The 14,186-nt window shown below is 64.5% G+C and carries 12 protein-coding genes and 1 pseudogene; 11 read left to right on the forward strand and 2 right to left on the reverse strand.

Features of this window, described 5'->3' with window-relative positions; translation table 11 throughout:
* From C380_RS06285 to mnmH, 11 genes are all read left to right on the forward strand, one after another.
* Nucleotides 1–300, forward strand: a complete 300-nt coding sequence (locus C380_RS06285) for a hypothetical protein (RefSeq protein WP_015013021.1) — start codon at nt 1–3, stop codon at nt 298–300.
* Entirely contained in the window at nt 297–581 is a 285-nt protein-coding gene (locus C380_RS06290; RefSeq protein WP_015013022.1) for a hypothetical protein, read from the forward strand. The genes C380_RS06285 and C380_RS06290 overlap by 4 nt, the downstream gene beginning before the upstream one ends.
* 290 nt (nt 582–871) lie before the next feature.
* Nucleotides 872–1,045, forward strand: coding sequence for a helix-turn-helix transcriptional regulator (locus C380_RS25820; RefSeq protein WP_369750499.1), 174 nt, complete (start codon nt 872–874; stop codon nt 1,043–1,045).
* Nucleotides 1,045–1,344 (forward strand): hypothetical protein, encoded by a 300-nt coding sequence (locus C380_RS06300; protein ID WP_015013024.1) that lies wholly within the window; start codon nt 1,045–1,047, stop codon nt 1,342–1,344. Before C380_RS25820 ends, C380_RS06300 begins: the two co-directional genes overlap by 1 nt.
* Nucleotides 1,341–2,285, forward strand: coding sequence for a toprim domain-containing protein (locus tag C380_RS06305; RefSeq protein WP_015013025.1), 945 nt, complete (start codon nt 1,341–1,343; stop codon nt 2,283–2,285). The genes C380_RS06300 and C380_RS06305 overlap by 4 nt, the downstream gene beginning before the upstream one ends.
* A complete protein-coding gene (locus C380_RS06310; protein ID WP_015013026.1) occupies nt 2,275–3,861 on the forward strand; it encodes a DUF3987 domain-containing protein in 1,587 nt (528 codons plus the stop codon). Before C380_RS06305 ends, C380_RS06310 begins: the two co-directional genes overlap by 11 nt.
* 305 nt (nt 3,862–4,166) lie before the next feature.
* Nucleotides 4,167–4,745 carry a hypothetical protein gene (locus C380_RS24910; RefSeq protein ID WP_148279923.1) on the forward strand — a complete coding sequence of 193 codons (579 nt, stop codon included), beginning with the start codon at nt 4,167–4,169 and terminating at the stop codon, nt 4,743–4,745.
* The gene (locus C380_RS06315; RefSeq protein WP_015013027.1) at nt 4,738–5,307 is read left to right on the forward strand and encodes a hypothetical protein; all 570 of its coding nucleotides are present in this window, start codon (nt 4,738–4,740) and stop codon (nt 5,305–5,307) included. Before C380_RS24910 ends, C380_RS06315 begins: the two co-directional genes overlap by 8 nt.
* Nucleotides 5,304–7,187 carry a ClpP-like prohead protease/major capsid protein fusion protein gene (locus C380_RS06320; protein WP_015013028.1) on the forward strand — a complete coding sequence of 628 codons (1,884 nt, stop codon included), beginning with the start codon at nt 5,304–5,306 and terminating at the stop codon, nt 7,185–7,187. Before C380_RS06315 ends, C380_RS06320 begins: the two co-directional genes overlap by 4 nt.
* A gap of 640 nt (nt 7,188–7,827) precedes the next feature.
* Nucleotides 7,828–8,880, forward strand: a complete 1,053-nt coding sequence (selD, locus tag C380_RS06325; RefSeq protein ID WP_015013029.1) for a selenide, water dikinase SelD — start codon at nt 7,828–7,830, stop codon at nt 8,878–8,880.
* A complete protein-coding gene (gene mnmH, locus C380_RS06330; RefSeq protein WP_015013030.1) occupies nt 8,880–9,986 on the forward strand; it encodes a tRNA 2-selenouridine(34) synthase MnmH in 1,107 nt (368 codons plus the stop codon). Before selD ends, mnmH begins: the two co-directional genes overlap by 1 nt.
* Nucleotides 9,987–10,035: 49 nt before the next feature.
* Here mnmH and C380_RS06335 read toward each other — a convergent pair.
* Together C380_RS06335 and C380_RS06340 are read right to left on the reverse strand one after the other, a co-directional pair.
* Nucleotides 10,036–12,258 (reverse strand): annotated as a pseudogene (locus C380_RS06335) (CHASE2 domain-containing protein); the annotation flags it as partial.
* 172 nt (nt 12,259–12,430) lie between these two features.
* Nucleotides 12,431–14,173, reverse strand: a complete 1,743-nt coding sequence (locus tag C380_RS06340; RefSeq protein WP_015013032.1) for a FecR domain-containing protein — start codon at nt 14,171–14,173, stop codon at nt 12,431–12,433.
* Nucleotides 14,174–14,186 lie beyond the last annotated feature (13 nt).

A 14,186-nucleotide genomic window follows, 5' to 3' on the forward strand; every position in this document is an offset into this window, starting at 1 on the left:
ATGAACAGTTTCAACCAAAGCCAGCACGTTGCCATGCTTGATGAAATCTCTGTGGCCGCAGCGGGGGTAGTGGAATTGGCGCGAATGATTCAGGGCCTGTGTGGCGGCGAACTGGATAACGATGTGCTTGCTGCCGCTGTAGCACTGACTGGGCAGCGTATTGGGTGGATGGCCGACGCGGCAGTCAAGGCGCACCATGGCTTGCTGCCTGACGCCACGGTGGCCGACTCATGGAACATGCCAGTGATGGTGCTTGCCGAAGGTTGCGGCAATGCAGATCAAGGGCGGGCCGTGTCATGAGTAGCGCACGCTATCCATCGCAGTCGCACGACATGCAAAGCAGCCTTGCAGAACTGCGAAACATCGTTGGGCTGGTGGTGTTTGCCATCAATGCCCAGCGCGTGATGCAGTCAATCGACGTGGTGTCTGACGGCAGCCCGCGCGTACGTGCTGCGCCCGGCGATTTCATCAACGATCACCGCCAATTGATGGAATGCCCGGACTCCGCTTTTGAGGTTCTGTGCGGGGTTTACGAACGCCTTGATGAATTGGTGTCCATTGCTGCGGGTGCTGATCTCTAGCTCAGTCGCCCTAGATCCGCCATCGGTTCTCTTCGAATCCATGAGGACAAAAGTTGTGACAGTTTTTCCGGGAAATGGCACAGCTGCCTAGGCAGAGTTGCGGGCAGTTGGCGCCGTCCCTTGGTTTCGATTGGACTCATGTGTACAAAAAAAGTCTCATTTCACCCCTGTAAATGAGACAGCTTGATCGGCAGAGTGGAGTTGTCCGATCGGTTGAGCGACGCGGTCGGGCGGTCGAACAACTTCGAGGAAAAGGTATGTCAAATCAACTAGCAGACCAGCCGCGCAGCATGTTGCGCATTGAACAGGTCATGGAGCGCATTCAGCGCGGGCGGTCATGGATTTGGGAGGCGGTGCGCCGTGGGGAGTTCCCTGCACCGCGCAGGCTCTCGCCACGCTGTACCCGCTGGGATAGTGCTTCAGTAGACCAATGGATTGAGCAGCAGCTAAAAGAGGTGTTGTGATGACGGGCAGCACTGTCGATAAGGCCGCGCTGGCAGCAGCTGCAGCAGCCGCTCGCACGTTGAGCCAAGCCTGCGACTTTGCGGCACTGCACGCCACGGCAAAGCCGCTGTTCCAGAAAACCATGCGTAGGCGCGGCTCCAAGCCGGTTTTGGTGCGAGTGGACTGGCCGGGCGTCATGTCTGTGTTTGACCCCTCCACCGGCGAATGCCTTGCGCGTTCGGAGGTGGGGGCGGTGTACCAGCTTGAGCCGGGGTTTGCTGCTGGTGCGTTCCGCCCCCGCAACGAAGGATTGAAATGAATCAAACCAAAGAAAAAGCCGCCGGGGTGGTACCAACACCCGAGGCGGCTATCCAGAAAACAGACCGTGTGATTATTGTCGGCAACCTGGGCCGCGTCAATGCAGCAGAGCAAGGAGCTTCGATGCTGCAGGCCATGCAGATGGCGGGGCTGGCCCCCGCCAAAGCGCTTGACCTGGTGCCCGATGGCAAGCTGCGCCGCTATCGCGTTGAGGGTGACAAGTCCGGTAGCACCAATGGCTGGTATGTGCTGCACAGCCACCCCATCCTGGCAGGTGCTTTTGGCAGCTGGAAAACCGGCGAATCACACAACTGGCACGAGGTGCGCGCCAAGCCGCCCACGCAGGCAGAGCGCGACGCGCTGCGAAAGCACCTGCAGGCCGCGCACGCGGCTCGGGTGGTTGAGCAAGGCCGCGTGCATGCTGAGGCTCAGGCGAAGGCTGCGCGTTTGTGGGGGCAGGCACGGCCAGCTACCAATGCGCACCCGTATCTGCAACGCAAGCGCATCGGCGCCATTGGCATCAGGCAGCTGCGCGACATGCTGCTGATACCGGCGCGGGATGCGGCCGGCACGCTGCACACGATGCAGTTCATTTCGCCGGACGGCAGCAAGCGCTTTCTGTCGGGTGGGCGCATTGCGGGCTGTTACTACGCCATGGGGCGGCCTGCTGGCAGCCTGCTGCTGTGTGAAGGCTACGCCACGGCGGCGACGGTGTTTCAGGCCACGGGCGAGGCCACGGCTGTGGCATTCAACGCGGGCAACCTGCCCACCGTGGCGCGGGCGCTGCGGGCGAAGTTTCCGCGCCTGCGTATCGTGGTGTGTGCCGACAACGATGCGGCCACGCCTGGCAATCCGGGCTTGACCAAGGCCACCGAAGCGGCGCGGGCGGTGGGTGGCTTTGTGGCGGTGCCTCGCTTTGAGGGGATGCGCCATGGTGTCTGAGACCTTCCCCCCGTTGGCTGAGAACCTGACCGACTTCAACGACCTGGCTGCAGCTGAGGGCCTGGAGGCGGTGCGCGAGCTGATCGACCAGGCCGCACCGGCTGCGCCGCCGCCACCTGCGCCCGAATGGCCCGATCCGATCTTGCCGGGTATGCGGCGCGTGCCTGACATTCCCGTGACCGTGTTGCCTGACTGGCTGGCGGCGATGGCGCATGCCGTGGCTGAGAGCACGCAGACACCGCCAGCCCTGGCGGTCATGTCGTCTTTGGCCGTACTCGCCACGGTGCTGCAGCGTCGGTTTGAGGTGGCACCCTACAGCGACAGCTACACCGAGCCGCTGGCACTGTGGACCCTGAGCGCCACGCCCAGCGGCACCCGCAAGAGCGCGGTGCTGAATGCGATGCTGGGGCCGCTGGTGCATTGGGAAAAGTTGCTGCGCGACCGCATGCGCCGGGAGATCGTGCGCGTGAGTTCTGTGCGGGCCGTGGCAGAAAAGCGCATCGAGCGGCTGAAGCAAGACGCAGCCAAGGCCAAGGATTCGACCGAGCGGGAAGCGCTGACTGCGGAGATCGAGCGCGAGCAGAACGACATGCCCGACGAGCTGCGGGCGCCGAGGCTGTTCACTGGCGACACCACCGCCGAGCGGCTGCAGGCGCTGCTGGTGGAGCATGGAGAGCGCATGGCGGTGCACAGCGATGAGGCGGGAATCTTCCTCATCATGGCTGGCATCTACAACGGCGGGGCGTCCAACCTGGATGTGTTCCTGCAGGGCCATGCGGGCACCACCATGCGGGTGGACCGAGCGGGGCGCAGCGCCCATATCGACCAACCAGCGTTGTCCTTTGGCCTGCTGCTGCAGCCGGGCGTGATGGCTGAGGTGGCCAGCTCGCGCAGGTTCCGCGACTCGGGCCTGCTGGCCCGGTTCCTGTACGCCATTCCCGTCAGCAACGTGGGCAGCCGCGACGTGCGCAAGCGGGCGCCGATACCCGATGGCGTGCGCGACGAATACGAGCGCCGCCTGCACCAGCTGCTGGAGGGTGTACCCGCACCCATCGCTGCACCCAAGACCCTAACCCTGTGCGAGGCAGCGCGGGAAATCTGGCTGGATATGTCCGAGGCCATCGAGCGCGAGCAGGGCGAGGGCGGGCGGTACGAATCCATCAGCGACTGGACCAGCAAGCTGCCCGGCGCGGTGGCGCGTATCGCCGCCCTGCTGCAGCTGGCCACCTCCGGCCTGGACACCAAAGAGGTGGGGTTCGAGTGCATGGACAACGCCGTGACCCTGGCGCGTCTGCTGATCCCACATGCGCAGGCAGCGTTCGGGATGCTGGGCACCGACGCCACCGATGTGGATGCAGGGGCCATCGTGCGCTGGGTGCGGGTGCATGGGCTGGCTGAGTTCACCAAGCGCGAGGCACAGCGTGCGCAGGAGGGGCGATTCAGGAGCGTGGATAGGTTGCAGAAGGCCCTCGACAGACTGGAGCACCAGGACGTTGTGCGGTCATTCAAGCGCCACAACAAGGGCGCACCACCAAGCACCTGCTATCAGGTCAACCCCAAGGCTCTGTCGACATAGTTGAGTTTGTCGCAAAAAGCAGTTTTAGAACCTCTTTTCTTTTCTATATCAATGACTTACGAAAAAAGAGACCTACCCCTGTCGACAGGTCGACAAAGTCGACAAACCAGATCCGTTCCGTATGTGTTGAGCGCCCACGCTTTCCCAGTCTGTCGACTTTGTCGACCTGTCGACAGGGTAAGGCGCCACCGTGGAGGTAGGTTCTCCCTAGCTCCCTCCCGTGCGGGTAATTCGCACCCCGATGACGCGCTAGTGAATGGAGAAAGAAAAGGGTAAGCAGTGAGCAATAACCAAGGGAGTGAGCGGTGAGCAATACAAAACCACTATCGCAGAATGCAATTGGTCGCGAGCTAGGCCTGTCGTCGGCGAACATGACGAAGCTTCGCAAGCAAGGCTGCCCCATGGACTCGGTCGAATCGGTGCGCGCATGGCGCCTGGAACGGCAGAACGTCGCGCAGCGCAAACCAGAACCGCGCCGGTCGAAGGGAACGAAAGATAGCCACGTGGCACACGCTGAAGCTTGTATGCAGGCTGCCGTCGCGATACTTGAGTCCGGCGCATCCCTTGATGCGTTTTTTCCGACCCTCCGGGCCGCGCTGGCATCCGTGCCTGCCAACGCGCGTTCTCGGGTGCACCTGGATTTTGATGTGATGAAGGTGCTACTGGCGCCTGTCTTGGCTCTTGTTCCACCGCGTGAATCGAACCCAGTCAACGATGACGGGACGCCTGCCTACGTGGAGCAAATGAGTGACGATGATGCGCAGGCGGTTGGAGCTTTCTGGTATGAAGTAGCCGCTGGCGAATGGGACTTTTCGACGGCCCTTGCTGGGAAATCAGTAGGTTCCTGTTGGGCCCTGAATCTTCATGAGAGCAGCCATGAGTGACGAAGCGGCGCAATGCAGTGGATTTCAAACCACGCCCATCGAGAAATTGGCCGACCTCTACGCCACGTTGATAGCCCTTGCGGCTGAAGACGTACAAGCCTCAGACGCGCTGATATGGGCAATTCGTGGCATAGAGTCCGCAGTCCGCACCGGCGCCAGCCTGGATGAAGCGCTTGGACTCAAAGCGGTCGGTCGGCGTTCAGTGGCTCAACAGCTCGACACGGTGAATCGCGACATGCACCTCCTTGCAGCATTGGCCAGCATGTCGGTGGACGTCCGCGTGAGCGAGTGGGAACTGTGTCAAAGATTGGCCGCCCGTATCCGGTCGTTCGCGCTCCTGAAGTGGGCTCGGCACTGCCGCGAAGCAAGTCCACCGGAGGGTTGGCCGGAATGGGAGCGCCATGTGTTTATGGCCGCGAAGTTGGCACCGGGTAGCACTGCAACTGATGCGAAGCTACCAACGTCGCCGAGCCGACTGTTCGAGATCGCTCGCTCAAATCCCCACTACTCGCCGAGCCATGCTTCTGTGAAATTACTCGCACAGCAACGCGAGTACCAATGAAGCGACTTACCATCTTTTCCGATATCGGCGGCGCCATCACGGCAGAAGGCATCCGCTTGGAGCTTTCGCTTGTTCCCGAAGATGAACCCATCACCATCGAGATCAACAGCGAGGGCGGCGTTGTCTCCGAGGCTTGCGCCATCTACAACATCCTGCGAGCACGTAAGGGTGCGATCTTCGTTGAGGTAGTGGGCTGGGCATTGAGCGCAGCCACCATCGTTGCGATGGCTGGCACTCGCATTCGGATGCACAGCAATTCGCTTCTCATGGTGCACGCCCCTTGGGTTTCCACTTCTGGAAATGCATCAACCCTGCGCAAGAGTGCAGAAGTGCTTGACCAGGTGGCCGCGAGCATGCGAACGGCTTATACGCGCACCGGCAAATCGGCTGCCGTCATAGAAAGTTGGCTTGACGGTGAAGACCATTGGTTTACAGCGCCCGAAGCCCTAAAGGCCGGGTTGGTCGATGAAGTGATCGAGGTCGTGGAAGCGGCCCGCGCATTGCCCGTCGCCAGTTGCCCACATCCCATCCCCCCTGACATTCTTCAAAGGATCAACGCCATGTCTGTGTCTGCTATTTCGAACGAAGAACAAGTCCGCGCTGCTGCTTTGCGGGCTGACCAAGAGCGCCGCGCCAGCATCCGCGCAAATTTCCAGCCTCATCTGAGCACTGATGGTGTGCAGCTGCTGATGCAGCAGTGCGAGGACGATCACACCATTACACCGGAGGCCGCTGGCCTGCGGTTGCTTGCGCACGTGGGCCGAACGATGCAGCCAGTTGCTTCGGGGTGGGTGCCCGGCGCGCATGGCGCAAGCTCGCGCATGGCTGATTTCAAGGCCGCAGCAGTGGACGTAATGCTGCAGCGCAGTGGCATCCCCGTTGCTGATCCTCATCCTGCAGCGGCGGACCTGGCCCGCACGTCGGTCGTGGGGCTTGCTGAGCGGGTACTGAGCATGCACGGCAAATCGACCGCTTCCATGGGACGGGCTGAGGTAATTCGCGCCGCCATGACAACCAGCGATTTCCCCGAGCTGCTGTCAAATTTGGCAGGGAAGGCGCTTCGCCTGGGTTACGAAGACACGCCCGCAACACATGTGGCTTGGACTGCAGAGCGCGAGGTTTCCGACTTCAAGCCGCAGACGCTGGCTATGCTGTCCGCCGCGCCAGCGCTGGAGCTGGTGCAAGAAGGTGGGGAGTACAAGTTCGGCGCATTCGCCGAAAGCGCTGAAACGTTCATTGTCCGCACCCATGGCCGAATCGTGCGCTTTACTCGCCAGGCCCTCATCAATGATGACCTGGGAGCGCTCACCAGTATCCCCAACACGCAGGGAGCTGCGGCACGCCGGTTGGAATCGGATTTGGTGTACAGCAAGCTGACGGATAACCCGGCGCTGTCTGACGGTAAGGCGCTGTTCCATGCTGATCACGGCAACCTGCCCGCTGCGGCGAGTCTGAGCATCGATTCGCTGGGTGCTGCGCGTGCCGCAATGCGTAAGCAGAAGGGGTTGACGAGTTCTGACTACATCGACCCCCAGCCGCGCTTTCTCATCGTGCCTGTGACGCTGGAAACCGCCGCTGAAGCCTTGCTGTCTTCGATCAACAAGAGCCTGACCACCAACACCCAAAGCGTGGAGTGGATTCGAGGTCTGACCCTTGTTGCTGATCCTCGGCTGGACGCGAGCAGTGAGACCGCTTGGTATCTGTCCGCTGATCCACGCCAAGTCGAAGGCATCGTCCGCGCCTACCTCGCAGGCGAACAGCGCCCTTACTTGGACAACAAAGAGGGTTGGGAAACTGACACGATGGACTACAAAGTCCGATTGGATATTGGCGTGGGTGTCATTGACTACCGAGGCCTCATCAAGAACGTGGGCGCGTAGTAGCCGCAGGCCGGGCGAGGAGTTGACCATAGCCCGGTCTCGCCATGCGCTCGCCATAAGCCATGGACAACGCCCCGCTGGCCGATGCAGCTGCGTCGGCAGCATGCCAATGCTTGGGGACGCGCATAGCGGAAGTGCGCTGCGAAGTTGGCACCTTACACACCGCCCATGGGGCGGTTTTTTATGGCCTGAATCCGAGTCAGTGGGGTTTTCGGCCCTTTTCCAGGGGTGGGGTTTGGAAAATGGGGCCGGCAACTACAGAATGAGGCTTGCCACACCAATCCTTTTGTGTTGGGGGCATATTTGGGGGCATAAATGAAAAATTAATGCGAAAAAACCAGAATTCATGCGGGTTTTGAGGCTTTTTCTGAATGTCACCCTCCCGCCAGCATCAAGGCCCTGTAGCTATTTAATCGATAGCACAGGGCCTTTTTCTTTGGGGCTGCAGGAACACTTCAGGCAGCTGGATAGCCCGCTTCGGGCGCTGCGGTTGAAGAGACTCGCAGATTCGCCATTGTGTGGACATCACCATGCAGATGCGGGAATGACAGGGTATTGATTGCGATGCATGGCCGCATTTCCCTGCAGCGCCAGAATACGGGTTGCGCGGCCCGCGCCTGATGCCACGAAAGAACCTTGCATGCTCCCAGACACCTTGACAACACCCCCCATCCGCCTGACCCAGTACAGCCACGGCGCCGGCTGTGGCTGCAAGATCAGCCCCAAGGTGCTGGACGTGATCCTGGCGGGCAGCGGGGCGCAGCACCTGGACCCCCGGCTTTGGGTGGGCAACACGTCGCGCGACGATGCGGCGGTGTATGCCCTGGATGCGGAGCGCGGCGTGGTGTCCACCACCGATTTTTTCATGCCCATCGTGGATGACCCGTACGACTTCGGGCGCATTGCTGCCACCAACGCGATCAGCGACATCTATGCCATGGGGGCTGATCCGCTGATGGCCATTGCCATCCTGGGGTGGCCGGTGAATGTGCTGCCGCCCGAGGTGGCGCGTGAGGTGGTGCGCGGAGGGCGTGCGGTGTGCGACGCGGCGGGCATTCCCCTGGCAGGCGGGCACTCCATCGATGCGCCGGAGCCCATCTTCGGCCTGGCGGTGACGGGCATCGTCGAAAAGCGCCACCTCAAGCGCAACGACACGGCCACGGCGGGTTGCCGTCTGTATCTCACCAAGCCCCTCGGAATCGGCATCCTGACCACCGCCGAAAAAAAGGCCAAGCTGAGGCCCCAGGATGTGGGGGTGGCGCGCGACCTGATGTGCACGCTCAACCAGCCAGGGAGCCGGTTTGGCCGGCTGGCCGGCGTGCAAGCGATGACGGATGTGACCGGCTTCGGCCTGTTGGGGCACCTGGTCGAGATGGCCGAGGGCAGCGGCTTGAGCGCCGTGATTGACTACGCGGCCGTGCCGCGACTGGAGGGGGTGGACTACTACATGGACCAGGGCTGTGTGCCCGGCGGCACGCTGCGCAACTTTGACAGTTATGGCGCCAAGATTGCGCCCCTGACGGAGGTGCAAAAGCACCTGCTGTGCGACCCCCAGACCAGCGGGGGGCTGCTGGTGGCCGTGAGCCCGGAGGGCGAGGCCGAGTTTCTGCAGGTGGCCGCAGAGCTGGGCTTGGCGCTGCAGCCTATCGGTGAGCTCACCCCGCAACAGGCCTTTGCCGTCGCGCTGCGCTGATGCCCACCAACCTCACGGATTTTCGGCACATCTTTCTGAACGATGTGCCCATGATGGATGTGCGCGCGCCGGTGGAGTTTGGGCAGGGCGCGTTTCCTGGTGTTGCCAACCTCCCCCTGATGGACGATGGTGAGCGCCAGCAAGTGGGCACCTGCTACAAGCACAAGGGCCAGGAGGCCGCGATTGCGCTGGGGCACCAACTGGTGTCGGGCGCCACCAAGCGCCAGCGCATCGAGGCGTGGGCGCAGTTTGCGCGGGCGCATCCGCAGGGCGTGCTGTACTGCTTTCGTGGCGGGTTGCGCTCGCAGATCGTGCAGCAGTGGTTGCTGAACGAAGCGGGCATCGACTACCCCCGGGTGGTGGGGGGCTACAAGGCCATGCGCGGGTTCCTCATCGGCACCACGCAGGCTGCGGCGGCAGAGTGCGGGTTTGTGGTGCTCAGTGGCCTGACCGGCACCGGCAAGACCGAAGTGATTGCGCAACTGTCCAACGGCTTGGACCTGGAAGGCCATGCCAACCACCGTGGTTCCAGTTTTGGCCAGCGCGTCAGCGGTCAGCCCACACAGATCGACTTTGAGAACCGGCTGGCCATCGATGTGCTCAAGAGGCGTGCTCGGGGCCACGAGACTTTTGTGCTGGAAGATGAGGGTCGTCATGTGGGCAGTTGCTCAGTGCCGCTGGAGCTGCGTCAGCGGCTGGAGCGGGTACCCATCGTCTGTCTGGAGGATGCTTTTGACGCCCGTGTGGAGCGCATCCTGCGCGACTATGTGCAGCAGCAATGCGCTGATTTTGTCGCGCTCCATGGAGAGGCGGCAGGGACCGACCTGTTTGCGGCGCGGCTGCTCGACAGCCTGGGCAAACTTGCCAAGCGTCTGGGAGGCGACCGCTACCAGGCGCTTCGCGGGTCAATGCAGGCAGCGTTGGCACAGCAGCGCAGCCGGGGCGATTTGTCGCTGCACCGGGACTGGATTGCTGCACTCATGTGTGACTACTACGACCCGATGTACGCCTATCAGCGGCAGAGCCGCGCCGACCGCATCGTTTTCCAGGGTGACCACCGGGCGGTGCTCGACTTTCTGCGGTCGCAGTCGGCGCCTCGCGGCTAGCTACTACGCCTCGTCCGTCGTCCGACGGCGCATCCAGCCGCTGCGGCAGCACCAGCCGGAACTCGGCACCCCGCCCGACATCGCTCTCCACCTCCAGCGTCCCGCCGTGGCGCAGCACTACGGTCTGCACCAGTGCCAGGCCCAGGCCCACCCCGGCGATGGCCGGGTGGCTGTGGTCGTGCTACCGCTGGTAGGGGGTGAACAGGTGGCCCTGCTGCTCGGGCGCGATGCCAGGGCCCTGGTCTCGCACTGACACCACCCAGTGCGCGCCCCGCGCCACGATGGCGCACTGCACCGTGCCGCCATCGGGGCTGAACTTGATGGCGTTGTGGATCACGTTGGTCAGGGCGCGGGACAGCAGGGCGCGGTCGCCCAGGCAGGGCGCAGAGTCTGGCGTGGCCACCGTGCGCACGTCCACATTGCGGTCGCGGGCCAGGGTCCAGAGGTCGTCGGTGGTTTCGGAGAGCAGGGCTGCCAGGTCCAGCGGCGCCATGCGGTATGGCTGCGATTGCGCGCTGGCCAGTTGTACAAAACTCTCGGCCATGCCCAACGAGGCCTGCGCGTAACGCTCAATGCGCTCCAGCAACTCCTGGTCCGACAGGCGGCCGGGGTAGGCGCGCTGCATTTCCAGCAGCGTCAGGATGGACGCGTTGGGCGCGCGGATGTCGTGCGAGATGAAGTGCATCGCTTGGTCACGTTGCTGCAGCGCGCGGCGCATCTCGGTCAGGTCCACCAGCGTTAGCAGCCAGTCTGCATTGGCCAGGGTGGTGAAAGGCTTGCATTGCACCAATAGGTTGCGGGCCTGGGCGTCCGTGCCCTCGGCCTGCTCGGGCAGGGTGCCATGCTGCAAGGCCGCCTGGGTGACGATTGGCGCATCGGTTCCTGACTCGACCAGATCAGCTAGCAGGTCCACCACCGACAGCCCCTGCAGGGAGGGCTGGGTGGTGCCTCCCAGATGCTGGCGGGCTGCCTGGTTGGCCAGCAGGATTTCACCGTCGGGGGCGCAGACGATGGTGGGGGAGGGCAGCTGCTGCAGGCTCTCGCTCACAAACTGGTGCAGGTCGCGCAGCTGGCGGGATGCGCGCTCCACGGCGTTGATGCGGCGCTCCAGAAAGTCGGCGGAGTCTCCGGACCGTCTGCGCAACCGCATGGCCAGGCCTTGGCGCTGCAGGTTTTCCATCTCCAGCCGCAGAAAGTGCGCAGCCGCGATAAGGCGCCGCCAGCTCCACAGCGGGTAGGCCAGCGCCAGGCCCAGCAAGGCGGCGGCCGGAGCGAACTGCAGACCTGCCCACCAGGGCAGGGCCATGCTCAGCAGCAAGGTGGCCACCGCCAGTGCGGCGCTGGTCAGCAGGGCCGCCAATGGGCCTATGAGCAGCAAGGCCAGCAGCGCACAGGCCACTGGCACCAGGTTGAAGGCGATGTTCAGTGCCTGCGGTGCACGCAGGATGCGTTCGCCGGCCAGGCGGGCATCCAGCACATGGGCCACCACCTCCACGCCCGGCATCAGGCGCGACTGCTGGCTGACGGGGGTGACAAACATGTCGCCCAGGCACGAGGCTGCTGCGCCCACCAGCACGTACTTACCGTCCAGTGCCCCGGCCGGCAACTGGCCGCGCAGCACATCGATGTACGAGTAGGTGGTGAAGGGCGATGGCCCGGCGGCATAGGCGATGAGCGTGGGCTCAGCGCGCTGCCAGGGACTGGTGTCGGTGGCGCTGGCGGGCGAGCGGCCGCAGGTGGCCGCTGGTTGCCGGTCTGCCACGCACTGCAGCGCGGTGCTGAAGTGGTGCCAGGGGGCGGCCGCCGGGCCTTCCAGCAGGTACAGGCTGCGCACCACGCCATCGCTGTCGGGTGCCACATGCACATGGCCCAGGCCGGCGGCAGCATCGGCAAAGGCGGGCCAGGGCAGGTCGGTCTGGTTGCTGACGGGGCCATAGCCGCGCCGCAGCACGGGCAGCACCACGCGCGCACTGCGCCGGATGGCGTCGGTAAGCAGCAGGTCGTCCTCGGGGTAGTCCAGGTCGGCTTCGTTGAACAGCACGTCCATGCCAATGGCGCGCGGGTTCTGGGCGGTCAGGCGCGAGATCAGCTCGGCATGCAGGGCCCGGCGCCAGGGCCAGCGGCCGATGGCGGCGATGCTGGCGTCGTCGATGGCCACGATCACGATGTCGGGGTGGGCGGGCCGCGAGACCAGCCGCATGCCTGCGTCCTGCACCAGATGGTTGACGCGGCCCAGGCTGTCGGCGGTGCTGAGCCATGCCACCAGCGCCATCAGCGCTCAGGCCAGCAGCGCCCATTCCAGGCGGCGTCGGCGGCGGCGCAGGTGGGCAATGGTCACCATGGCAGGGGTGGTGGGGTGTGCGACGTTTGCTCAGCACGTGCCGCGAAAGCAGCACGCGCTGGTGCAACTGGTACGGCGGGGCTGAGCAGGCTCCATGGCCCGCTCAAGGCCGGCCCACGGGTGTGCCGCTGCTGGTGGACACCGGCAAGCCCGCACCCGTGCGGATGCCCGTGCCCACGCGGATCTTGCGCGGTGGGGAGAAGTCGCTCTCGAGCCCACTGGCGTCCAGCACCTGAATGCGCACCAGGTACTCGCCGGCAGCCAGGTTGCAGGCCGTCCAGGTCGGGGCGTCGAGCACGGTGTCCTCGGCAACCTTGGCAAAGTCCAGGTCTGTGGCCTCGGTGCGCTGCAGCCGGAAGCGCTGGCCGGCCTGGGCAGGCCAGTGCAGGCGCACGGTCGGATCTCCGTCCTCTGCCTGCAGCGCCTGCAGGGACAAGGCGGTCGGCCGGTCGGCCACAGTGAAGGGCTGTGGCGGCGCAAACGGTCCCTGGTCTGCCTGCCCGTCGGGTAGCGCCAGCAGGCTGGCGATGCGCCAGAAGTAACTGCCTGCGGGCAGCGCCCCCAAGGGCAGGCGGCATTCGGTCAGGCGCTGCTCGTAGCGCAGGGGCTGGGTGAACTGGGCGTCGGCGGCCACCTGCACGCGGTACCAGCGCACGCCGGGGACTTCCGTGCAGCGCAGCTCGGCCGCGCCGCTGGGCACTACCGCGCCAGGCGCAGGGTGCTGGTACAGCGGTGCGACCGGGCGGGTCTTGACGGTGAACGGCTGCACGGCCGGCAGGCCCGCAATGCCCGCGTCGTCCAGCGCCCGCACGGCCAGGTAGTAGCGGCCATCGTCCAGCGCCTTCCAGCGCAGGCGGCCATCGGGGAAGCTGCCGTGGCGCAGCACCTGGGTGAAGGCGGGGTCTTGCGCCACCTGCGCCACATAGCGCGTGGCGCCTGCGGCCATCGGCAGGTCGATGGCCAGCAGGCCTGCATCGCCCAGCGTGGTGGGCATGCCTGAGGTATCGGGGGCGGGCAGCAACGCGCGGGCGGCGCCGACGGTGCCATCGGTGGCCACCGCCAGGCCTTGTCCGGGCGCCAGCAGCGCAGTGGGCGCCTTGAGTGCGGCACCGGGCTCACTGCCGGTGTCGCGCCGCGACTGCACGGCCACCGAGCCATGTTCGACCGACGCCGTGGTCTGGCCCGAATCGGCCAACGCTACGCTGAACTGCGTGCCCCGCACGCTGGTCACCGCCAGCGGTGTGCGGATTTCCATGCGGCGCTGCGGCTCGGCGCTGGGGGGTACGGTCGATTCCACGCCGCCCTTGTGCATCTCCAGCACCGACTGCACGCTGCCTGCGCGGCCTCGTCGGCGTAACTGGCGCAGCTGCAGCTCGGACTGCGCCTGTACCCGCACCACGGTGCCATCCGCCAGCTGCACGGCCACAAACGACTCGGGGCCTACTTTCAGCTCGGTGCCTTCTTCCAGCTTGCTGCCGGTTGCGATGGGGGCGGGTGTGCTGCTGCCCCGCGCCTGCGCCGTGGCCTCGCCCTGCACAAACTGCACCGTCGCGGACTCGCTGGGCTGCAGCCGCACGGGGATGAAGATCAACGAGCCCGGTTGCAGGCGCCTCGGGTCGGCCACCTTGTTGCGGGCCTGCAGCAGCGGCCACTGGCGCGGGTTGGCCAGGTAGCTGCGGGCCAGCCCTTCCAGGGTGTCGCCTTCTTTCACGGCGTGGGCAATTTCATCGTCTTGCTGGGGGGGCGCCGGGCCAGTGACTGGCTGGGCCGAGAAGGCCGTTGTGACTGCTAGGCACCATAGGGCTGCAACGCTGGCGTGCATGCGAAATGGCAGGGGGGTGATCAAGTCATGCCTCCTT

The organism is Acidovorax sp. KKS102 (assembly GCF_000302535.1).
Classification (GTDB): domain Bacteria; phylum Pseudomonadota; class Gammaproteobacteria; order Burkholderiales; family Burkholderiaceae_C; genus Acidovorax.